The organism is Leifsonia sp. ZF2019, from assembly GCF_019924635.1.
Classification (GTDB): domain Bacteria; phylum Actinomycetota; class Actinomycetes; order Actinomycetales; family Microbacteriaceae; genus Leifsonia.
Window position 1 is genome coordinate 3,535,872 of the sequence record NZ_CP065037.1, and the last position, 20,783, is coordinate 3,556,654.

At 69.6% G+C, this 20,783-nt stretch carries 20 protein-coding genes; 11 read left to right on the forward strand and 9 right to left on the reverse strand.

Features of this window, described 5'->3' with window-relative positions; translation table 11 throughout:
* Nucleotides 1-67 precede the first annotated feature (67 nt).
* From IT072_RS17385 to IT072_RS17395, 3 genes are read right to left on the reverse strand one after another with little or no spacing between them, the layout of a single operon-like run.
* A complete protein-coding gene (locus tag IT072_RS17385; RefSeq protein ID WP_223358087.1) occupies nucleotides 68-682 on the reverse strand; it encodes a dihydrofolate reductase family protein in 615 nt (204 codons plus the stop codon).
* On the reverse strand, nucleotides 679-1,161 hold the full coding sequence (locus tag IT072_RS17390) for an SRPBCC family protein (RefSeq protein WP_223358088.1): 483 nt from the start codon (nucleotides 1,159-1,161) through the stop codon (nucleotides 679-681). Before IT072_RS17390 ends, IT072_RS17385 begins: the two co-directional genes overlap by 4 nt.
* Nucleotides 1,158-1,508, reverse strand: a complete 351-nt coding sequence (locus IT072_RS17395) for an ArsR/SmtB family transcription factor (RefSeq protein ID WP_223358089.1) — start codon at nucleotides 1,506-1,508, stop codon at nucleotides 1,158-1,160. Before IT072_RS17395 ends, IT072_RS17390 begins: the two co-directional genes overlap by 4 nt.
* Before the next feature lie 490 nt (nucleotides 1,509-1,998).
* Between IT072_RS17395 and IT072_RS17400 the strand changes: the two genes are divergently transcribed.
* From IT072_RS17400 to IT072_RS17440, 9 genes are all read left to right on the forward strand, one after another.
* The gene (locus IT072_RS17400) at nucleotides 1,999-4,278 is read left to right on the forward strand and encodes an Ig-like domain-containing protein (protein WP_223358090.1); all 2,280 of its coding nucleotides are present in this window, start codon (nucleotides 1,999-2,001) and stop codon (nucleotides 4,276-4,278) included.
* Between the two features lie 193 nt (nucleotides 4,279-4,471).
* Nucleotides 4,472-4,729: a DUF1049 domain-containing protein gene (locus IT072_RS17405; RefSeq protein ID WP_223358091.1), complete on the forward strand. Its 258-nt coding sequence runs from the start codon at nucleotides 4,472-4,474 to the stop codon at nucleotides 4,727-4,729.
* Between the two features lie 124 nt (nucleotides 4,730-4,853).
* A complete protein-coding gene (gene mgrA / locus IT072_RS17410; RefSeq protein WP_223358092.1) occupies nucleotides 4,854-5,891 on the forward strand; it encodes an L-glyceraldehyde 3-phosphate reductase in 1,038 nt (345 codons plus the stop codon).
* A 53-nt stretch (nucleotides 5,892-5,944) separates the two neighbouring features.
* A complete protein-coding gene (locus tag IT072_RS17415) occupies nucleotides 5,945-6,187 on the forward strand; it encodes a type II toxin-antitoxin system Phd/YefM family antitoxin (protein WP_223358093.1) in 243 nt (80 codons plus the stop codon).
* Nucleotides 6,184-6,444, forward strand: coding sequence for a Txe/YoeB family addiction module toxin (locus IT072_RS17420; RefSeq protein WP_223358094.1), 261 nt, complete (start codon nucleotides 6,184-6,186; stop codon nucleotides 6,442-6,444). The genes IT072_RS17415 and IT072_RS17420 overlap by 4 nt, the downstream gene beginning before the upstream one ends.
* 139 nt (nucleotides 6,445-6,583) lie before the next feature.
* On the forward strand, nucleotides 6,584-8,146 hold the full coding sequence (locus tag IT072_RS17425; RefSeq protein ID WP_223358095.1) for a glycosyltransferase family 39 protein: 1,563 nt from the start codon (nucleotides 6,584-6,586) through the stop codon (nucleotides 8,144-8,146).
* Nucleotides 8,147-8,172: 26 nt separating this feature from the next.
* Nucleotides 8,173-9,408, forward strand: coding sequence for a DUF998 domain-containing protein (locus tag IT072_RS17430; protein WP_223358096.1), 1,236 nt, complete (start codon nucleotides 8,173-8,175; stop codon nucleotides 9,406-9,408).
* 27 nt (nucleotides 9,409-9,435) lie between these two features.
* Entirely contained in the window at nucleotides 9,436-10,146 is a 711-nt protein-coding gene (locus IT072_RS17435) for an SOS response-associated peptidase (RefSeq protein WP_223358097.1), read from the forward strand.
* Nucleotides 10,147-10,213: 67 nt separating this feature from the next.
* Nucleotides 10,214-11,044, forward strand: coding sequence for a hypothetical protein (locus IT072_RS17440; RefSeq protein ID WP_223358098.1), 831 nt, complete (start codon nucleotides 10,214-10,216; stop codon nucleotides 11,042-11,044).
* Here the strand turns inward: IT072_RS17440 and IT072_RS17445 are convergent.
* The 6 genes from IT072_RS17445 to IT072_RS17470 form a co-directional block, all read right to left on the reverse strand.
* Nucleotides 11,041-11,481, reverse strand: a complete 441-nt coding sequence (locus tag IT072_RS17445) for a DUF488 domain-containing protein (RefSeq protein WP_223358099.1) — start codon at nucleotides 11,479-11,481, stop codon at nucleotides 11,041-11,043. The two genes, IT072_RS17440 and IT072_RS17445, sit on opposite strands and share 4 nt — an antisense overlap.
* 318 nt (nucleotides 11,482-11,799) lie before the next feature.
* Nucleotides 11,800-12,810: a hypothetical protein gene (locus IT072_RS17450; RefSeq protein ID WP_223358100.1), complete on the reverse strand. Its 1,011-nt coding sequence runs from the start codon at nucleotides 12,808-12,810 to the stop codon at nucleotides 11,800-11,802.
* Nucleotides 12,811-12,934: 124 nt separating this feature from the next.
* Complete coding sequence (locus IT072_RS17455; RefSeq protein WP_223358101.1) at nucleotides 12,935-13,606, reverse strand: hypothetical protein; 672 nt, start codon at nucleotides 13,604-13,606, stop codon at nucleotides 12,935-12,937.
* Nucleotides 13,603-14,244 (reverse strand): acyltransferase, encoded by a 642-nt coding sequence (locus IT072_RS17460; protein WP_223358102.1) that lies wholly within the window; start codon nucleotides 14,242-14,244, stop codon nucleotides 13,603-13,605. The genes IT072_RS17455 and IT072_RS17460 overlap by 4 nt, the downstream gene beginning before the upstream one ends.
* Nucleotides 14,245-14,392: 148 nt before the next feature.
* Complete coding sequence (locus IT072_RS17465; protein ID WP_223358103.1) at nucleotides 14,393-15,925, reverse strand: sugar transferase; 1,533 nt, start codon at nucleotides 15,923-15,925, stop codon at nucleotides 14,393-14,395.
* Between the two features lie 318 nt (nucleotides 15,926-16,243).
* Nucleotides 16,244-17,620 carry a glycosyltransferase family 4 protein gene (locus tag IT072_RS17470; RefSeq protein ID WP_223358104.1) on the reverse strand — a complete coding sequence of 459 codons (1,377 nt, stop codon included), beginning with the start codon at nucleotides 17,618-17,620 and terminating at the stop codon, nucleotides 16,244-16,246.
* A 107-nt stretch (nucleotides 17,621-17,727) separates the two neighbouring features.
* Between IT072_RS17470 and asnB the strand changes: the two genes are divergently transcribed.
* Both asnB and lhgO read left to right on the forward strand, forming a co-directional pair.
* Nucleotides 17,728-19,584 (forward strand): asparagine synthase (glutamine-hydrolyzing), encoded by a 1,857-nt coding sequence (asnB, locus tag IT072_RS17475; RefSeq protein WP_223358105.1) that lies wholly within the window; start codon nucleotides 17,728-17,730, stop codon nucleotides 19,582-19,584.
* Nucleotides 19,585-19,593: 9 nt separating this feature from the next.
* Entirely contained in the window at nucleotides 19,594-20,778 is a 1,185-nt protein-coding gene (gene lhgO / locus IT072_RS17480) for an L-2-hydroxyglutarate oxidase (protein WP_223358106.1), read from the forward strand.
* The last annotated feature ends 5 nt before the right edge of the window (nucleotides 20,779-20,783 follow it).

Genomic DNA, 20,783 nt, shown 5'->3' on the forward strand with positions numbered 1-20,783 from the left:
ATAGGCCGGCGAGCCGACTTCCGTACCGGGTTGACTCGCGGGCCCGAGCGGGATTCGCTTCCGCTGCTCACACCACGTCGTAGGTCAGATGCGTCGCCGTCGTGGTGACGACGACCTCCCGTTGACGCAGCGTGCGTGGCGGGCCCGCGGTGAAGAGGGGTGTTCCCGCGCCGAGGAGGAGGGGTGACAGATGGAGGCTCACCGTGTCGACCAGCCCGGCGGCGATCGCGGAGCCGATCAGCGCACCGCCGCCCATGAGGACGACGTCGAGGTCGGCGCCCCGGGCGGCTGAGGCCGCCTCGGCACGGGCGCGCGCGGTCGCGACCGCGTCGGCGAGTCCGGTGGTCGCGAAGGTCCAATCGAGCCCGGTCAGCCGGACCTCCGCCGGTGGCGTGGTCGTCACCACGATGAACGGCGGCTTCCCGACCTCGGCGGCGCCGTAGCCGATCTCGTCGTTCCAGCCTCCCGGGCCGTCGATGATGTCGAAGAGGTGCCGGCCCATGACGACCGCGCCCGACCGCTCGGTGGAGCGACGGATGATCCGCTGGTCGTCCGGGTCGTCCGAGAACGCCCAGGCGTGCAGCGGCTCGCCGCCGGTGCCGAGGCCGTTGCCGGGCCCGGCGTCCGGTCCGGTCACGAAGCCGTCGAGCGAGATGGTGATGTCGGCGACGACGCGGGTCATGGCGTCACCCCCTCCAGCAGCAGTTCGTCGAGCTTCTCGTAGCCCTCGCGCACCCCGTACTCCATGCCGGAGGCGATCATGGCGTCCAGGGCCTCCTTCGACGTCATCACGGAGCGGCCCACGAGGCTGGTGCGACCGTCGGGGAGCGCCTCGAACCGCAGCCGGTCGAGGCTCACCTCTCCCGGCGCGCCGAGGAACTCGAACGTCTGGATGATCAGCTCGTTCTCGACGACCGTGTGGATGACGCCGCGGAACCCGTAGGTGCCCTCGGCGTCGGTCTGCTCGAAGCCGTATCCTCCGCCGGTGCGGAAGTCCCAGTGGGTGATGACGGTCTCGAGGGCGCGCGGCCCGATCCAGCGCTTGTAGAGCTCGGGATCGGCGTGGGCCTCGAAGACGGCCTCGACGGGCGCGTCGAACTCACGGGTGAGATCGGCGTACGACGTTCCGGGGACGACATCGATGACGACGGGATTGCTCATGACTCCTTCTCCTTCGTTCTTTCTGGTGAGAGCAGGGTGTCGAGGCGCCGATAGCGGGCCTCGGCCTCCAGCCGGTAGCGGTCGATCCACGACGTGAGCCGCTCCAGTGCGGCCGCGTCGAGGTGCACCGGGCGTCGCTGAGCCTCCCGCGTGCGCCAGACCAGGCCGGCCGACTCCAGCACGCCGATGTGCTTCGACACCGCCTGGAGGGTGATGTCGAAGGGCTCGGCGAGTTCGCCGACCGTGGCCGGGCCGCGACTCAGGCGGGCGACGATCGCCCGGCGGACGGGGTCCGCGAGTGCGGCGAACGCGGCGTCGAGGGCGGCGTTGGAGCTTTCATCAACCATGTGCTTGATCAACCTTTCAGTTGAATACTACGCGACCAGGTCGCTCCTGGCAAGGGGCCATCGGAGCCGCCGGGAATCGAGTCTTCGGCGGCGCGATGGCGCGCGCTTCAATGTCGACGTCGGTTCACGGCCGCGAGCGCAGCCGACCGGCCGAGTTCGACAACGACTCCGGCAGGCAGGAGGACGTATGCCCGTCCCGCACAGGGTTCTACACGCTGTAGACGTTCGGCTTCAGCCTGGTGCCTGAGAGGGGTCCCGCGTCTACGGAGGCGGGCGACTGGAATCCCGATACTTCGGATGCTCAATTGCGCAGGCAACTGGATTACCGCTGAGTTCCGTGTGCGGGCGCTTCTACGTTTCTCTTGGCGCGCGATCAGCGACCTGTCTCCTTGCCTGCCGGAACGGACATTCCGGCAGGAGCGCACGCTTATGTGAACCGACAGCCGCACCGAGCTGCCCATTCCTAACAAACCCGAATCGAAAGGCGCTCATGACTAGTGCATTCACCAAGAAAGCAGCGCGTGCAGCGATCGCCGGCACAGTGCTCGTCGGCCTCACCGCGGCCGGGCTGGCGCTCGCGGCGCCCGCCAGCGCGGCGCCCGGGACGAACATGTACACCGGCCCTCTCGCCAACGCGACGTACAACCTGAGCGCCGGCGGCACCGGCATCACCAGCCACGGTGGCGCCACGAGCCTGGCGAACAAGGTGGCCGCGGGCACGGTGCCGCTGTGGACCTACCCGGGCATCGGCGGGGTTGGCACGATCTCGAACAGCGCCGGCAACTGCCAGCTCTCGCGCGCTTCGAACGCGTCCACCAGTATTGTCAAGTGCGACGACACTGCCCTGAACCAGACCTGGAAGGGCTTCCTCAGCGGTAACGACTTCGTGCTCCGGAGCTCGTACAACTCGAACTACCTGCACCTGTCGCCCACCGCACCGTCGGTGCTCACCTATCCCTACGAGGGGACAAATGGCTATCTGAACACGGGTCTCGCTTTGGCGACGCCTGCGGTGGTGGCTCCGTCTCTGGCGTCGCCGTTGCCGAACTCGACGATTACGCCGGAGACGGTGTTCTCGGGTGCCGGGTCGGTGAACACGACGATCACGGTGACGGATGCTGCCGGGAAGGTCGTCGGTTCGGCGACGGTCGGTGCGGACGGCACATGGTCGCTCGTGCTGGACCCGGCGCCGAAGAACGGGGCCCACGTCCTGACGGTCGTCGCGCTGGACACTGACGGTAAGTCGACGGAGCTGGCGAGTGGTTCGTACACGATGACGATGTCGGATGAGGAGCGGGCGCTGCTCTCGCCCGAGGCGGACACCACAGTCACGCCCGACACCGTGTTCTCCGGTACCGGTCACATCGGTGACACGGTCGTGATCAAGGACGCCGAGGGCACCGTCGTCGGGCAGACGACCGTCGGCAACGACGGAAAGTGGTCGACGACCCTGGACGGGCTGACCTCCAACGGTGCGACCGATCTGAGCATCGAGGTCACCGGCAAGGACGGCCTGACCGAGCAGCTGGCAGACAACACGTACACGGTCGAGGGTGTCGACCTCGACCGGGCGGTCACCTCCCCGGGTGCGGGCGAGACGATCACGCCGGACACCGTGTTCACCGGCACCGGGAACATCGGTGACACCATCGTGATCACGGACAAGGACGGCAACACGATCGGTTCCGCTGTCGTCGGTAACGACGGCACCTGGTCGGTCCCGATCAGCTCCCTCCCCGGCAACGGTGACACCACCCTCGTGATCGAGGTCACCGGCAAGAACGGCCAGAAGGAGACCCTCGCCGAGGAGACCTACGTGGCCGAGGGTGTCGACCTGGACCGGGCCGTCACCTCCCCGGGTGCGGGCGAGACGATCACCCCCGACACGGTCTTCACCGGCACCGGGAACATCGGTGACACCATCACGATCAAGGACAAGGACGGCACCGTCCTCGGTGAGACCACTGTCGGTAACGACGGCACCTGGTCGGCCCCGATCAGCTCCCTCCCCGGCAACGGTGACACCACCCTCGTGATCGAGGTCACCGGCAAGAACGGCCAGAAGGAGACCCTCGCCGAGGAGACCTACGTGGCCGAGGGTGTCGACCTCGACCGGGCCATCACCTCCCCGGGTGCCGGCGAGACGATCACCCCCGACACGGTGTTCACCGGCACCGGGAACATCGGTGACACGGTGAAGATCAAGGACAAGGACGGCACCATCCTCGGTCAGACCACCGTCGGTAACGACGGCACCTGGTCCACGACCCTGAACCCGGCCCCGACCAACGGTGACACCAGCCTGGTCATCGAGGTCACCGGGAAGAACGGTGAGACCGTGACGATCGCGGACGAGAGCTACGAGATGGAGGGGTCGACCACGAAGTTCGAGGTGACCTCCCCGGACCTGTCGAAGGACAACGGCGCGATCAAGAACGGCACCGTGTTCACCGGCAAGGGCGAGCCCGGCACCACCGTGGTCCTCACCGACAAGGACGGCAACACCATCGGTGAGGCTGTGGTCGATGACACCGGTCACTGGTCCACCCCGGTCACCGGCCTCCCGCAGGGTCCGAACAGTATTGGCATCACCCACACCGCCCCCGGTGCGGACCCCGTCGTCACCGACCTCGGCAACATTGTCGTGGTCTCCGACGACGAGTCCACCCCGCTGATGGACCCGGCCATCGCCGGCGGTGCCGCCCTGGCACTGCTCGCCGCTGCCGGAACCATCCTCGGCATCCGCCGCCGCAAGGCCACCCAACAGTAACGACCCACGGGTGCTCCCCAACGCACCCGTGACCGGTGGGCGGATGTCTCCCCGAGACATCCGCCCACCCTCACACCTGCGCGCCGGGTCCCTCCGGTTCCTCGGCCGGCAGCGGCGGAGTGCCGAATGAAATGGACGCGCACTCCCGCAATCCGCTCTTCGCTCCCGGCCGCCGGCGCGCCATACTGACCCCATGAGCCAGACCGGATCCCGCACGGGAGAGAACTCCTTCGTCACCTTCCTCAAGCGCCGGTGGCTCGCCATCGTGCTGATCGTGCTGCTGGCGATCGTCGCCATCCAGAACGCGTTCGGCGGCGACAAGGCCACCTTGTTCGTCCTCTGGGGCAAGCTCGTCACGCCCACCTGGGCTCTCGTGCTGATCGTGTTCGTCGTGGGGGCGATCGTCGGCTGGGTGCTGGCGCGCAACCGGGCGGCGCGTAAGAAGGGCTGACGACGCCCGATCCGGTCGGGTCGCGCGTCCAGCAGCGCCTCCGACCGGATTGAGCGGCCGCAGCGCTGAATCGGATCGCCGCGCACTGTTGGACTTCCCCGCCCGGAAGGGCGAATCTGGACGCATGGCCTACGAACCCGCCCCGAACCGCTACGACCGCATGCCCTACCGCCGCACGGGACGCAGCGGACTCGACCTCCCCGCCCTGTCGCTCGGCCTCTGGCAGAACTTCGGCGACGACCGCCCCATCGAGACACAGCGCGCGATCGTCCGGCGGGCTTTCGATCTGGGCGTGACCCACTTCGACCTCGCCAACAACTACGGGCCGCCGTACGGCGCGGCCGAGATCAACTTCGGCCGGATCCTGCGGGAGGACCTCGCGCCGTTCCGCGACGAGCTCATCGTCTCGTCGAAGGCCGGGTGGGACATGTGGCCGGGTCCGTACGGGCAGGGCGGCGGCAGCCGCAAGTACGTGCTGGCGAGCCTCGACCAGTCGCTCGCGCGCCTGGGCCTCGACTACGTGGACATCTTCTACTCGCACCGGCCCGACCCCTCCACCCCGCTCGAGGAGACCATGCAGGCACTCGACACGGCGGTGCGCAGCGGCAAGGCGCTCTACGTGGGCATCTCGTCCTACGGCCCGGAGGAGACGCGCCGGGCCGCCGAGATCCTCCGCGAGCTGGGCACACCGCTCCTCATCCACCAGCCGTCGTACTCGATGCTGAACCGCTGGATCGAGACGGAGGGGCTGCTCGACGCCGCAGGGGAGCTCGGCGTCGGTGTCATCGGCTTCACCGCCCTCGCGCAGGGGATGCTGACGGACAAGTACCTGAACGGCGTACCCGAGGGCTCCCGCGCCTCCGCCGCCGGCTCGTTCGACCAGAACTGGCTCACCGACGAGGCGATCGGGCGGCTGCGCGCCCTGAACGACATCGCGGCGTCGCGCGGGCAGACCCTCGCCCAGCTCGCGCTGGCCTGGGCGCTGCGCGACGACCGCGTGACCTCGCTCGTCATCGGCGCCAGCAGCGTCGCCCAGCTGGAGCAGAACGTGGGCGCGCTCGACCGCCTCGACTTCACGGACGAGGAGCTCGCGGCGATCGACGAGCACGCCGTCGACGCCGGCGTGGACCTGTGGGCGGGGGCGCGGCGCGGGGAGGTCTGACATCGCCGCATGGTACGCTATCCGGTACCACTCGGGAGGTTCTCATGACGGCTATGACAGCGACGGATGCGCGCAAGGGTTTGTTCGGGCTGATTCAGCAGGTCAATGAGGATCACACCTCGATCGAGGTGGTCTCCAAGCACGGCAATGTGGTCATCATGTCGAAGGACGACTACGACGCGATGACGGAGACCGCGCATCTGTTGCGGAACGCTCCGAACGCCGAGCGCCTTCTCGAATCGATCGAACGCGCACGGCGTGGCGAGTTCGAACAGCACGACCTCCTCGACACGTGAGCCGCGAACTCGCCTTCGACCGGCACGGCTGGGACGACTACTGCTACTGGCAGACCGAAGACCGCAAGACCCTGAAACGGATCAATCAGCTGATCCAGGACGTCCTCCGCGACCCCTTCACGGGAATCGGGAAGCCCGAGCCGTTGAAGCATGTGCTCTCGGGCGCCTGGTCGCGCCGCATCGACGACAGCAACCGACTGGTCTATTACGTCACCGACAGCCACATCGTGGTCCTGCAAGCGCGAGAGCACTACTGAGCGCACCGGAGACGCTCAGGTGCACCCGGGAAGAATGACAGATGTGAGCACCTGCATCCCGTTCCCGGTCGATACTCGATGTTCTCTGGTTGACTGCCCGCAGTTCTCTTCCGACGGATAGAGTGCGGGGGCTGTGGGCGTGACCACGATCATCGAGACCGAACGGCGCGCGGGCGTCGAACCGCTGGCGGCGGTGCGTCCGTGGACGATCGCGATCGCCTTCGGCCTGGTCGCCACCGCGGTCAGTGCCGCGGGCAGCTGGATCCCGTCGCTCTGGGGCGACGAGGCGGCCAGCATCATGTCGGCCCGACGCCCCGTCGGCAGCCTGATGGACATGCTCTTCCACGTGGACGCCGTGCACGGCCTGTACTACCTGGGGCTGCACGGGTGGATCCGGCTGGCGGGCGAGAGCCCGTTCGCCATCCGGTTCCCGAGCGCCGTCGCGATCGGTTTCGCCGTCGCGGCCATCACCCTCCTCGCCGGGCGGCGTGGAGGCCCGACGGCCGCGATCGCCGCGGGCGTCGTCGGCACGGTGCTGCCCCGCATGACCTACGCCGGGGAGGAGGCGCGCTCGTTCGCCTTCAGCGCCGCGGCCGCCGCGTGGCTGACCCTGCTGCTCGTCTGGCTCGTCGACGGGCGCGGCCGCACCGTGCCGGACCGCACCAGGCGCACCTGCTGGATGCTCTACGCCGCGGGGATGGCCGTCGCGTCGTACCTCTTCCTCTACATGATCGCCCTCGCGGCCGGGCACCTCGCGCTGCTCCTGCTCGCCCGCGCGTCGCGACGCACGGTGCGGGCCTGGCTGCTCGCGATGCTCGGCACCGGCGTGGCCATCGCGCCGATCGCTCTGCTCGCCTTCTTCGAGCGACGGCAGATCGGCTACCTCGGCTCGCAGCCGCTGGACCCGAGCGCCCTGCTCTACGCCCCGTGGTTCGGCACGCCGTGGGTGGCCGCGGTCGCCTGGGCGCTCATCGTCGTCGCGGTGACCGCCAGCATCCTCACGTGGCGCAGGGCCGGTCTCCGGCTCCGCGTGGGCGTGCCGGTGACCGCCACCAGTGTCGGCGTCTGCTGGCTGATCGTCCCGACCGGCGTGCTGCTGCTCGCGAACCTCGTCTTCCCGCTCTACACCGCGCGCTACTCCACATTCGCCGCCCCGGCCGCCGCCCTGCTCGTCGCCGAGGGCGTGCTCGTGCTCGGCCGCTGGATCGGGCGCGGCGACCCGCGCCGCGCGTTCGTCGCCGGCGGGATCGGCCTGGTCGGCTTCGTCGGCGTCTGCGCGCCCGTCTACCAGCTGCAGCGCGGGCCGTACGCGAAGAACGACAGCGACTGGTCAGAGGTGAGCGCCGCGATGGGCTCGCTCGCCCAGCCGGGTGATGCGGTGGTGTTCGACGAGTCGACGCGGCCCTCCCAGCGCCCGCGGCTCGCGATGCACACCTACCCCGCCGGGTTCGTGAACGCGCGCGACGTGACCCTCGAGATCCCGTACGCGCAGAACATCGGGTGGGCCGATCGCGCCTACGGCGTCGCCGACGCGGCCGCCATCGGGCGCTTCGACGGCGTGCACCGGGTCTGGCTGGTCGAGAACGACATCGACGGCCGCCTGAGCGACTACGGCAGAGACGCCCTGCTCGAGCTCGGCTTCGAGCCGACGGGACGCGTCGTGGACACCCACCGGACGGCGATCATCGAGCTGACCCGCTGACCCCTTCGCCCCCTATGCTCGGTGGCATGCGGGCACCTGAGAGCACCCCTCCCTCCGGCGAGCATGCGTCCAGCCAGCATGCGTCCGGCCAGCATGCGTCCGGCCAGCATGCGTCCGGCGGCCACCGCCCCGACGGGCGCCACCCGGCCGAGCATCTCGCCGCCGACGACACGGCAGCCGCCCGCCTGGAGTCACTCCGCTCCTCCTCGGTGGAGTCGGTGGCGCTCGGCGTCGGGACCGTGGCGTTCGTGCTGGTCGGCGTCGTGGCGCTCATCGTCTTCGCCGGCCGCCACCTCTCGATCTCCGGAGCGGGGTCGCTCGGGGAGTTCGCGGCCATCGCGGGCGGAGTCGTGGCGTTGCTCGCCTACGGAGGCGGACGCGCGGCCGTGTGGCGCATCTCCTGGTTCGGCGCCCCGGCCTCCGGCCGCCGCTCGCGCATGAGCGTCGCCATCGAGGTCTTCGACACCGTCGCGATCGCCGTCGCCCACGCGATCGTCGTCCTCCTGCTGTGGGCCGTGCTCGGCTACGTGCTCGCCCGCAGTTTCCAGGACGCGTTCGTGTTCGCCTTCCCCGGCGCCCTCCTCGTCTCCACGGCCGCCGCGGTCAGCGCCTACTACGTCTTCCTCTCGGCGGTGAAGATGAACCCGCTCCTGCTGTCGACCGTCCTCGCCGTCTTCCTCGTGCTCGGCGCCCTCACCAGCATGATCACGGCGTCCGACCCGCACTGGTGGGAGCAGAACCTCAGCGCGCTCGGGATGACGGACGATCTCTCCGGCATGACCTTCAACCTCACCGTCATCGTGGCGGGCGTGCTGGTCACGGCGATCGCGCGCTACGCCACCGCCGCGCCGGGCGGCGCCGGCCGGTCGCCGACCCGGGGCGAGCTCCAGGTGCGCACGGCGCTCATCGCCATCGGCATCCTCCTCACGTGCGTCGGCATCTTCCCGGTCAACCGCTTCCTCCTCATCCACAACACGGTCGCCACCGGCATGGCCCTCGTCTTCTGCGCCCTCGTCATCGCGCTGCGCTGGCTGCTGCCCGCACTGCCGCGCGCGTTCATCGTCCTCGGCTGGGTCTTCCTCGCCGTCATCGCCGGCGTCGCCGTGCTGTTCGCGATCGGCGACTACAACCTGACGGCGGTGGAGCTGGTCGCGGCCGTGCTGATCTTCAGCTGGATCATCGTGTTCCTGCGCATCACGACGGCGACCAACGCCGACGAGGCCGCGCGCGGGCGGCACCAGGCGGTGACGGAGCGGCCGTAGTCGGCGGTCGCGGGTACGCTGGCCGACATGTGCGGCAGGTTCGCGATGGACGACAGGGTCAACGCCGAGATCACCGAGTTCGTGGAGCGCACCGGGAGGCGTCCGGAGGACTGGCGCGCCGACTGGGAGGAGGCGTACAACATCGCCCCCACCGACGACATCCCGGTGCTCATCGACTCGGCGAAGGACCGCGAGCTGCGGTTCGAGCGTGCACACTGGTCGCTCGTGCCGGGGTGGTCGAAGGAGCTCAAGCTGACGTTCCCGACCTTCAACGCGCGCGCCGAAGGCATCGCCGACAAGTCGACGTGGCGCAAGCCCGTGCAGTCGCACCGGGCCATCGTGCTGGCGCGCGGCTACTACGAATGGCAGGGCGAGAAGGGACGCAAGACCCCGTATTTCATCCGCTACCCGGACGACCGGCTCATGGGGTTCGCCGGCCTCTACTCGTGGTGGCGCGACCACTCCAAGGCCGACGACGACCCGGACCGCTGGGTGCTGACGGCCACCATCCTGACGTCCGACGCGGTGCAGACCCTCGCGGACATTCACGACCGCAACCCGGTGATCCTCCCCGAAGACAAATGGCTGGAGTGGATCGACCCGTCGCTCGTGGGCGACCAGGCGCTGGTCGACGAGGCGGTCGCCACCGGCGTCGCCGAAGCCCAGACCCTGCGCTTCGACCAGATCGCCTCCTTCTCGTCGAAGGACGACGGGCCGCAGCTGATCGAACCGGTCTGACGCTCGATCCGTCATCAACGACAAACGATGCATCTAGGATCTTTGAGGCTTCTCATAAACTCCCCATATGCGCATACGAGCCGAGCGCGCCCGCGTGCTCATCACCGTCAAGGCGACTCCTCAACCGTCGGAGAAATACGGCGACACTTCGTGCGTCGCCGGGATTCGCATCGACGGGGACCGGCCGGAGTGGATACGCCTCTACCCCATCGCGTTTCGTTGGCTGGACGGCCAGCAACAGTTCCACAAGTACGACATCGTCGAACTAGACGTACGCCGACGGGATCTGGACACTCGAAGGGAGAGCTACTCCCCAACCCAGGATTCGTGGAGCGTTATCGAGACAGTGCGCCCCTGGAAGCACCGTCATCAGATCATCTCGCAAGTCGAACCGGCGACCACCTGTAGCCTGATCCGTGCCGCACAGCTCAGAAGCGACGCGCCCTCGCTCGGATTGATCTACCCGCGAGAGATCAGAGACCTTCAATTCGAGCCACACGGCGACTGGACGGCCGAGCAGATAGCGAAGATGAGGACCCGAGCAGAGAAGGAGGCGCACGCCCTCATCCCGATGAGCGGTCCGACACCAGCGCTACTCAAGGCGCCGCGTTTCAAGGTCTACTACCGCTACAAATGCGGAGACGACACGTGCCCTGGGCATCGAAACCGAATCCTCGACTGGGAACTGACGGCGCTTCAGAATCGGTATCGTTCCGACGACGACATCCACCGGGCTGTCACCGAGAACTTCCTGCACAAGAAGTTCGCCCCTGACCGCCAGACCGGTTTCTTCATGGGCAACTTCGAACTCGCCGCTCGCCGGAGCAAGTTCAGCGTCCTTGGTGTCTACTCGCCGAGAGCCGCCGAGACGAAACCTCCCGCGCCGACGCTTTTCTAGGAGCTCACTAGCTCCTCGGCCATGAACTGCCGGACCGCTTCTAGCGTCTGCTCGCGGTGGCAGTGGCGCTCGTCCTCCTCGAAACACATCAGGACGACCTCGCAGTTATTCGCCATCTCAGCGACTTCGCGGAGGCATTCTGAGGCCTCCGCACCTTCGATTGACTCCTGATATCGATGCCTAGCCCGTGCCGCCGCAGGTGACTCGATCTCGCCGTATCCATCCCTGTTGTCCCGCCGATTCCCCAGCACTGGCCTGTGAAGGTAGACGATGCCCGCCTCCTGGAGGGCAGCGCTGAGGGCCTTCTTCGCGAATCCCGGCTTCCTGGAGATCGCGTTCAGCCTCACGTCAACCAAGACTTGGACGCCTCGGAGTCGGAGGCGAGAGACGAAAGAGTCGATAGTCAGGCCTTCGTAGCCGATTCCTGTAATCCCCATACCCAAACCTTTCGTCGTCGGCCGCTGCCCCTCTTCCGCTACCCGGCAACTAGCGCAGCTGTGGCACCCCTCTCAGCGACCAGTGTGCACGGATCCTTCCAGGTGCAGGTTCCGCTACCTCGGAAAGCTCCTCCAAGGATAGGTCACCACGGTCGCGCGCGTATCTGATGCCATCCGCTTCACCGTCAGTCGTCCGTAGCTCCGGTGATCGGCAGCGACGCGCCGGTCGGAACACCGTCGGGACGGAGGAATCAGGACCGGCCGGGAGGATCTCCGGATGTGCCGAGGCGGGCCGCAGGCTGCCGGCCAGATCCGCCCTCAGCGCACCACGGAGGGGGACCAGGCGTGGGCGAGGAAGAGGGTGGGGCCGTGCTGGCCATCGATGGGGATGGAGTAGACGTTGCTGTCGCCCGGTTTGGCCGGGTCGGCGAGGCCGTAGAGCAGGGTGGCGTCGTCCAGCCACTCGGCCTGGTCGTCGACATTGTCGGAGATGGGGAGCTGCGTCTCGACGCCGGTGGCGAAGTCGAGCACGGCCAGCGTCCAGTGCGGGGTGCCCGTGGTGGAGAGGTTCTTCTTGTACGCGATCTTGGTGCCGTCGGGCGAGAGCGACGGGCACTCGGCGCCGTCCTTGATGGCGACGAGGCTGCGGCCGCGGAGGTTGCCCCGCACCAGCCAGTGATGACCGCCGGAGGCCGCGGTCGCGAAGAACGTGTTGTCGTCGTCCGAGAAGGTGACGCCCCAGAAGTTGCGGTCGTCCGCGGTGACCTTCTCGCCGTTCACGAGCAAGGTGAACTGGTCGAGGCTGCCGTAGTCGATGCCGTTGACCTGGGCGATGTCGGTGCGGGTCGAGAACGCCTTGACGCCGTACGACGAACCGGTGACGAAGGAGGTGTCGGCGACGAGCGACGAGTCCGCCGAGATGCGGGTCCGGCTCGGCACGCCGGGGAGCGCCCAGTCCTTCAGCCGGTCGCCGGAGGCGTCGTAGAGCGTCGCACCGAAACTGGTGACGACGCCGGCGTCGGTGTGCAGGCACATGAGGTTCTGGTGGGTGGCGTAGACGCGGTCGCACGGAAGGTCGGTGACGGTTCGCTTCGCCCGCGGATCGGAGAGCGGGACGGAGGCGACCAGACCGTAGTCGTCCCCCAGCTGGGTGTTGCGGAAGACGAGCAGCGGACCGGACGGCAGGGTCGGGCGCGGGGTGGAGACGGCGGCAGGGGCGGACTGGCGCGCCTGGTAGCCGGACCACGAGACGGCCGCGAACGCCGCCGCACCGCCCAGCAGCACCACGGTGACCACCGGGAGCAGCCACCGCCGGGATCGCGACGTCATGCGGCCAGTATCCCCGAATCGCGTCCCGCCGTCGCGCCCCCGTCGGGGGTTGGACACGGCGACGGACGACGGGACGCGAGCCCGGAGTGGAGAGGCGCGGCCAGGGCGTCGATGGTGTGCACGATCAGCCCTTCGCCGTGAATGTGCCGTAGAGGGCGTACGAGGTGCCGGAGTCGCCGGGGGTCGCCGTGAGCGTCACCGCATTGCCGTCGCGGCTGTAGGTGACGGCGGTGGCACCGCCCAGCGCGGGAGCGGCGGTGTCGTACATCCCGACCTTGGCGAGGGCCTGCCGGTAGAACTCGACGACGTCCGTGACCGAGCCGCTGGTGGTCCCCGTGAGGGAGACCTGGAGGTTGGGACTGTCGGAGGCGACCGAGCTGGTCGAGACCTTCGAGCCCTGGAGCTGGGGGACGAGGATGTCAGGGAAGCCCTCGACGATGCCGCCGGTCGCGCTGGCCGACTTCGGCAGCGGCGCGCTCACGGGGTACGGGATGGGGGTGCTCGGCGGGAGCGCCGGTGCTGCCGCCGGGTCGGCCGGGATGACCTCCGTGGTGAAGCGCTTGCCGGCGGCCGGCGGCGTGTTCTTCGCGGTGGGTGCGGGCCCAGCGGTCGCTCCGCCCGACGGCGCAGCTGAGCTCGGAGACGAGGAGGAGGAGGATGCGGAGTCCGCCGCCGGCTGCACGGCGGCCGGCCGACCCGCCGCCCCCGGCAGCAGCGAGAGGGTGATGGCACCCGCGGCGAGCACAGCGGCGGCGGCGAGTCCGGAGATGATCCACGTGCGACGGGAGAGCCTCATCGCTCCGCCTCCGGTGCCAGCGCGCCGTCCGTCTCGCGGTACGCGCGCCCGGTCACAGGGCAGACCCAGCGGCCGGCGCCCTCGTCGCGCAGCGGATGCCCGGCCTCCCCCACCCAGCCGATGCGGCGGGCAGGCACGCCGACCACGAGCGCGTAGTCGGGGACGTCGGCACGCACGACGGAGCCGGCGGCGACGAGCGCCCACCGGCCGATGGTCACGGGGGCGATGCAGACGGCGCGCGCGCCGATGGAGGCGCCGGTGCGGACGGTGACACCGACCGCATGCCAGTCGTCCGCCGACTTGAGGGTGCCGTCGGGATTCACCGCCCGCGGGAAGACGTCGTTGGTGAACACTGCGGCCGGGCCGACGAACACGCCGTCCTCGAGCACCGCCGGCTCATAGACGAGGGCGTGGTTCTGCAGCTTGCAGTTGTCCCCGATCACGACACCGGGGCCGACGTAGGAGCCGCGGCCCAGGATGCAGTCCGAGCCCACCACCGCGTCCTCCCGCACCTGCGCCAGATGCCAGACCCGGGTGCGGTCGCCGATGGACGCGCGCGGGTCGACATCGGCGGTGGCGGCGATGACGGGCACGGCCGTCCGGTCCGAGATGGTGATGGTGGTGGTGGAAGAGGTCATCAGCGTCGCCCCCAGGTCGTCGCAGTCAGTGGATCGGGTCCCGAGCGTCGCACGGAGCTCGGGGTCGTCGCAGTCAGTGGATCAGGTCCCGAGCGTCGCACGGAGCTCGGGGTCGTCGCTCAACAATGGGTGGGTGGTGCGCGGCTCCTCAGTAGGCGCCGGTCGGTTGCAGGAGCACCTTGGCGGTGCGCCAGAGGATCACCAGGTCGCCCGCGAGCGACCAGTTCTCCACGTAGTACAGGTCGAGGCGGACGCTCTCCTCCCAGGAGAGATCGGAGCGGCCGTTGACCTGCCACATCCCCGTGAGACCCGGCTTGATGTACAAGCGGCGGTGGACGTGGCTCTCGTACCCGTCGACCTCGCGCCGCAGTGGCGGGCGGGGTCCGACGAGGCTCATGTCGCCGACGAGCACGTTCCACAGCTGCGGGAACTCGTCGAGCGAGAACTTGCGGATGAAGCGTCCGACGCGGGTGACGCGGGGGTCGTCCTTCATCTTGAACAGGAGGCCGGAGCCTTCGTTCTGCTGCTGCAGCGACGCGAGGCGGGCCTCCGCGTCGACCGCCATGGAGCGGAACTTGAGCATCGTGAAGGTCGAGCCGTTGCGGCCGACGCGCTCCTGACGGAACAGGGCGGGGCCGGCGCTGTCGAGACGGATGACGATCCCGAGGACCAGCATGGGGAGCGCGAGCACGACCAGGGCGGCAGCCGAGGCGACGACGTCCAGCGCGCGCTTCAGCACGTGCTTGCCACCGGTGAACTGCGGGATCTCGACGTGGATGAGCGGCAGGCCCTCCACCGGGCGGAAGTGGATGCGCGGCCCGGCGACGTCGGTCAGCCGGGAGGCCAGGACGAGATCGGTCGCCGTGCCCTCGAGCGCCCAGCCCAGGTTGCGGATGAACCGGCTGCCCCCGCGAGGCTGGCCCGCGACGATGACCGTGTCGACGCCCAGCCGGTCCGCCGCCGCGGTGATACCCGCCAGATCGGCGACGACCGGGAGCCGGTCGGCGTCGGATCCGATGGTGACGAGGCCGGGCTCGTCCGGCACGGCGCCCACGACGTTGTAGGCCGCGCCGGACTTGCGCCGGATCTGTCCCGCGACGTACTCGATGTCGTCGGCGCTGCCGACCACGATCGCGCGGGAGAGGTAATTGTCGAACCGGCGCTGGCGCAGCAGCCACCGCCGCCACGTCCACCGGCTGAAGATGAGGGCGGAGGCGCCGATCGGCAGCGCGACGAGGAAGTAGCCGCGGGCGATGTCGACCTGCGCGACGAGAAAGAGGATGGCGAGGAGACCGAACGCGAGGGCGCTGGACTCGGCGACGAGCTTGTACTCGGAGAGCCCCATCCCGACCACGCGGGAGTCGCGGGTGTGTCCGGCGCTCAGGGCGAACAGCCATCCCGCGACGATGATGAGGGAGATCGCGCCGTAGCCGAACGGGAAGGCGAGCAGATTGGGCACCACGTCCCCGACCCCGAAGCGGATGAGGAACGCGGCCGAGACCGACGCCAGCACGATCACGGTGTCCGTGATGCCGAGCCGCACCCGGTAGTGCGCCGCCCAGTGCCGTCCGCCGCCGCGCGGCGTGCCGACCGGCTGCAGCTGCGGGTCGCCCGTGCGGACGTCCACCGGGCGGCGGAGGCGCCGGGTGGGGGCGAGCTGGCGGGGGCGGATGACGGTCATCGTCCGCACCCCCCGCCCGCCTGCGAGGAGACCGTCTCGCCGTGGCGTCCTCCGGGGAGGACAGAGCCGGCGGCGGCTGGGGGAAGGCCGTGGTCTCGAACGGCCTTGCCGCCGCCGGCCCCGATCAGGGGCGCTGCCCGACGGGACGAGGGCGTGCCGTGCTCGGTCGGTCGGGTACCGGTTCCGGTCATGGCGCATCCCCCTTCCCTCAGTCGTCGGGTGGCGTTTCAGGTGGTGGAGAGAGAGTTCGGGATGTCACAAGTGACGATTTCTCACCTCTTCACAAAAGTGAGAATACATCGTCTTTTGCTGCGATGGTTACCCCTCTACGGGGGTGGTCGCCGGCGACGCGACTCCCCGATCGGCGAGAAACGCGGAGAACGCCTCCGGATCGTCGAGATCGACCGGCGTCAGACCGGCATCGGGACGCGCCTGGTCGACGGCGAACGGCCACGCTGTGAGCCGCTGGGGATCGAGCGGTCGGTCGAGCACCCGGTCGAAGACGCTCACGTACGCCTGCGCCTGGGCGCGCCAATCCAGCTCGACGGAGACGCGCTCCCGGGCGGCGCGGCCCAGCGCCGCCCGGCGCTCCGGGTCGTCGAGCAGGGCCTCCACGGCGTCGGCGAACGCCCCGATGTCGCCCGACGGGACGTACACGGCCGTGTCACCACCGGAGACGCGGGTCTCGACGAGGTCGAACGAGACCGAGGGCAGCGCGAACGCCATGTACTCCATGGTCTTGTTCATCGTGGAGACGTCGTTCAGCGGGGTCTTCTGATCCGGCCCGAGCCCGAGGTCGGCCGCGCTCAGGTACTCGGCGATCTCCCGCGGCCCGACCCGGCCCGTGAAGGTGACGTGGTCGTCGAGGCCGAGCTCGGTGCACTGCGCACGGAGATCCTTGTAGCAGTCGCCGAAGCCCATGAGCACGGCGTGCACATCGGTGCGACCACGCCGGTGGACGAGCTCCTCCATGACCTCCAGCGCCCGGTCGACGCCGTCCTGAGGGCCCATGATGCCGAGGTAGGCGAGCAGGAAGGTCCCCGGCTGCTTGAGTCCGGCAGGGGGAAGCACCGGACGCATCACGCGCGTGTCCGGGCCGCTGCGGACGATCGTGATCTCTTCGGCGGGCAGACCGCCGCGGGTCATCGCGACCGAGCGATAGCTGCCGTTCGTCGAGATGACATGGTCGGACGCCCGGTAGGTGCGCCGCTCCAGCCAGCGCAGGCCGTTGTACTGGATGCGGCTCGGGAGCGAGGCCGGCTCGCCGAAGCGCGAGAGGAAGAGCTCCGGGTTGAGGTCGTGCTGATCGAACACGAAACGCACCTTCCGCCACCGCCACAGCAGGGCGAGCAGCCAGTACGTGTCCGGCGGGTTGCAGGCCTGGATGACGTCGAAGCCGCGGCGGCGGCGCACCTTCAGCGAGAGGCCGGCGGTGCGGATCCAGGAGTAGGCGAACTCCCACACGAAGCCCGCGATGCCCTGCGCCTCGCGCGCCGGGGGGTACTTGAAGATGGCGACGCCGTCGAGCTCCTGGTACGACGGATCCCCGGGGCCCTTGGGGCAGATCACGGACACCTGGTACCCCTGAGCGGTCAGGGCCTTGCACTCCAGCCACACCCTCCGGTCGAGGGGGACGGGCAGGTTCTGGACGATGATGAGCACACGTCTGCGTGCGCCGGGCAGCTTCTTCTTCACGACGGGAGACCTCCGTTCGGGCTTCGGGTGCGACCCCCTCATGCACCCTGCATTGGGGGCGGGCAGACCCATCGACAAAAGTGAGCATAGCTCGATAACCTTCGGATATGTGCGGAATCGCTGGAATCCACCGGCTCGACGGAACCGGCGTCGACCCTGCCCTCCTGCACGCGATGGCGGACCGTCTCGGCCATCGCGGGCCGGACGATCGGGGCGTCTGGACCCACGGCGCGGCCGGCTTCGCGCACACCAGGCTCTCGATCATCGACCTCCACGGATCGCGTCAGCCGATGACCTCCGCGGACGGCCGGTTCACCCTCGCGTTCAACGGGGAGATCTTCAACTACCGGCGGCTGCGGGAGGACCTGCAGTACCCGTTCACGACGGACGGCGACACCGAGGTCATCCTCGCGGGCATCGCCCAGCGCGGCATCGGCTTCATCGACCGGCTGGTCGGCCAGTTCGCGTTCGCGCTGCACGACTCCGCGACGGGGATCACGCACCTGGTGCGGGACCGCCTGGGCGTCCTCCCCTTGTACTACACGCACGGGGACGGCGCTGTCGTCTTCGCGTCGGAGGTCAAGGCGATCCTGCCCGCCCTGCCGCGGACGCCCTCCGTCGACCTGGCGAGCCTCGACTCCTACCTCTACGGCCGCAGCGTTCCGGCCCCGGACACCCTCTACGAGGGCATCCACAAGCTCCGCCCCGGCCACCGCGCAGAAGTCCACCCCGACGGCCGTCTGGAGGTGCTCCGCTACTGGCAGCCGCCGACGGAGGACAACACCCCGCGCTGGACCGAGCAGAGTGCGGTGGACGCGGTCGACGTGGCCGTCACGCAAGCGGTCGACGCGGCCCTCGTCGCGGACGTTCCGGTCGGCGCCTACCTCTCCGGCGGCGTCGACAGCAGTCTGATCGTCGCGAAGGTCGCCGCCCTGCGGCCCGGACGCACCGTGCACACCTTCGCCGCCGGCTTCGGGGACAAGCGGAACGACGAGCTCGGCTGGGCACGCATCGTCGCCGACGCCTTCGAGACCGAGCACCACGAGGTGCACGTCGACGCCAGCGACTTCGAGGACCTCTGGCCGCGACTCACCTACTTCCGCGACGCCCCGCTCTCCGAGCCGGCCGACATCGCCGTGTTCCGGCTCGCGGAAGCGGCGCGCACCACCGTGCGCGTCATCCTGTCGGGCGAGGGAGGCGACGAACTGTTCGCCGGCTACCCGAAGTATCGCGCCGCGCGAGCCGTTCAGCTCGCGTCGCACCTGCCGGCCGGCCTGCGCGCGAGCCTCGCCAACAGCATCGACCCCCGGCTGCCCGCCCGCCTCGGCCGGGCCCGCATCGCCCTCCGCGTCGCCGCGATGCGGAATGCCGAAGACCGCTACCGCACCTGGTTCGCCCCGTTCACGGCCAGCGAGCGCGCCCAGCTGCTCACGGGACTCCCCCGGCGCACGGCGCAGCTGCCCGACACGAACTCCGACGACGTCATCCGTGCCATGCTGCTGACAGACCTGTGGAGCTGGCTGCCCGACAACCTGCTCGAGCGCGGGGATCGGATGTCGATGGCCGCCTCCCTCGAGCTGCGCCCGCCGCTGCTGGACCACCGGCTCGTGGAGCTCGCGTTCCGGATGCCGTCGGCGTTCAAGGTGCGGCACGGCTCCACCAAGTGGCTGCTCAAGGAGGTCGCGCGCCGGTACGTCCCCTCCGAGGTGATCGACCGCAAGAAGGTGGGCTTCCGCGTGCCGCTCGACTCCTGGTTCCGCGGCGGGCTGCGCGAGGCGATGTGGGACCGGCTCACCGGGCCGGGATCCTTCGTCGGCGAGACGTTCGACCGCACCGCGGTGCAGAACCTGCTCACCCGGCACGAGAGCGGCGCCTTCAACGAGGAGAACCGCATCTTCACGCTGATGAGCCTCGAAGTGTGGCACGAGGCCGCGTTCGGCCGCACCGCCGCCCCGGCGCACTAGGCGGCGCGTGTGAGATCCGCGACGATCGTCGGCGGCGGCATCCTCGGCCTCGCCGTCGCAGAACGCCTCGCCCGGGAGGGACGCACGGTCACCCTGCTCGAGAAGGAGGACCGCTGGGCGGCTCACCAGACGGGACACAACTCCGGCGTCATCCACGCCGGTCCCTACTACGCGCCCGGGTCCCTCAAGGCGGAGATGTGCCGGGCGGGCAACGCGTCGATGGCGGCCTTCGCCGCCGAGCACGGCATCCCGCACGAGATCGGCGGCAAGCTCATCGTCGCGACCGCCGAGAAGGAGCTTCCGGGCCTCGATCGACTGGCCGAGCGCGCCCGCGCCAACGGGGTGCCCTCCCGACTCGTCGGGCCGGAGGAGGCGCGCGAGTTCGAGCCCGAGGTCGCGGCCGTGCGCGCACTGCGCGTGGAGACCACCGGCATCGTCGACTACGCGGCCGTCAGCCGGCGCCTCGCCGAGCTGGCGGGCGAGCACGGCGCGGAGCTGCTCACCGGCGCCCGGGTGCGTCGCGTCGCCGTCACGGGCGCGGGCGTGGAGGTCGAGCACGACCGGGGCACGTCCCGCTCGGACGTCCTCATCAACTGCGCCGGTCTGCAGGCCGACCGGGTCGCGCGCCTCGCCGGGATCGAGCCGGAGGTGCGGATCATGCCCTTCCGCGGCGAGTACTACGAGCTGAAGGAGGAGCGCCGCCCGCTCGTCCGCGGCCTCATCTACCCCGTCCCCGACCCCGACCTCCCCTTCCTCGGCGTGCATCTGACGCGCGGAGTCGACGGCGGCGTGCACGCCGGCCCGAACGCCGTGCTCGCGCTCGCTCGGGAGGGGTACCGATGGTCCGACATCCGCCTCGGCGACGCGTGGGACGCCGCGACCTATCCCGGCTTCCTGCGCCTGGCGCGCCGCAATCTCGGCACCGGCGCCGCCGAGGTGGCGCGCTCCTTCTCGCGCACCCTGTTCGCCCGCAGCCTCGCGCGGCTGGTTCCGGCCCTCCAACGCGACGACATCGTGCGCGCCGGATCGGGGGTCCGCGCGCAGGCCATGCGGCGGGACGGCTCCCTCGCGGACGACTTCGTCATCCAGCCGGCGGCACGCCAGCTGCACGTGCTCAACGCCCCGTCGCCCGCAGCGACCAGCTCGCTCGAGATCGCCGCCCACATCGTCGCCGCGGCCGACGGACTGGACTGAGGAGC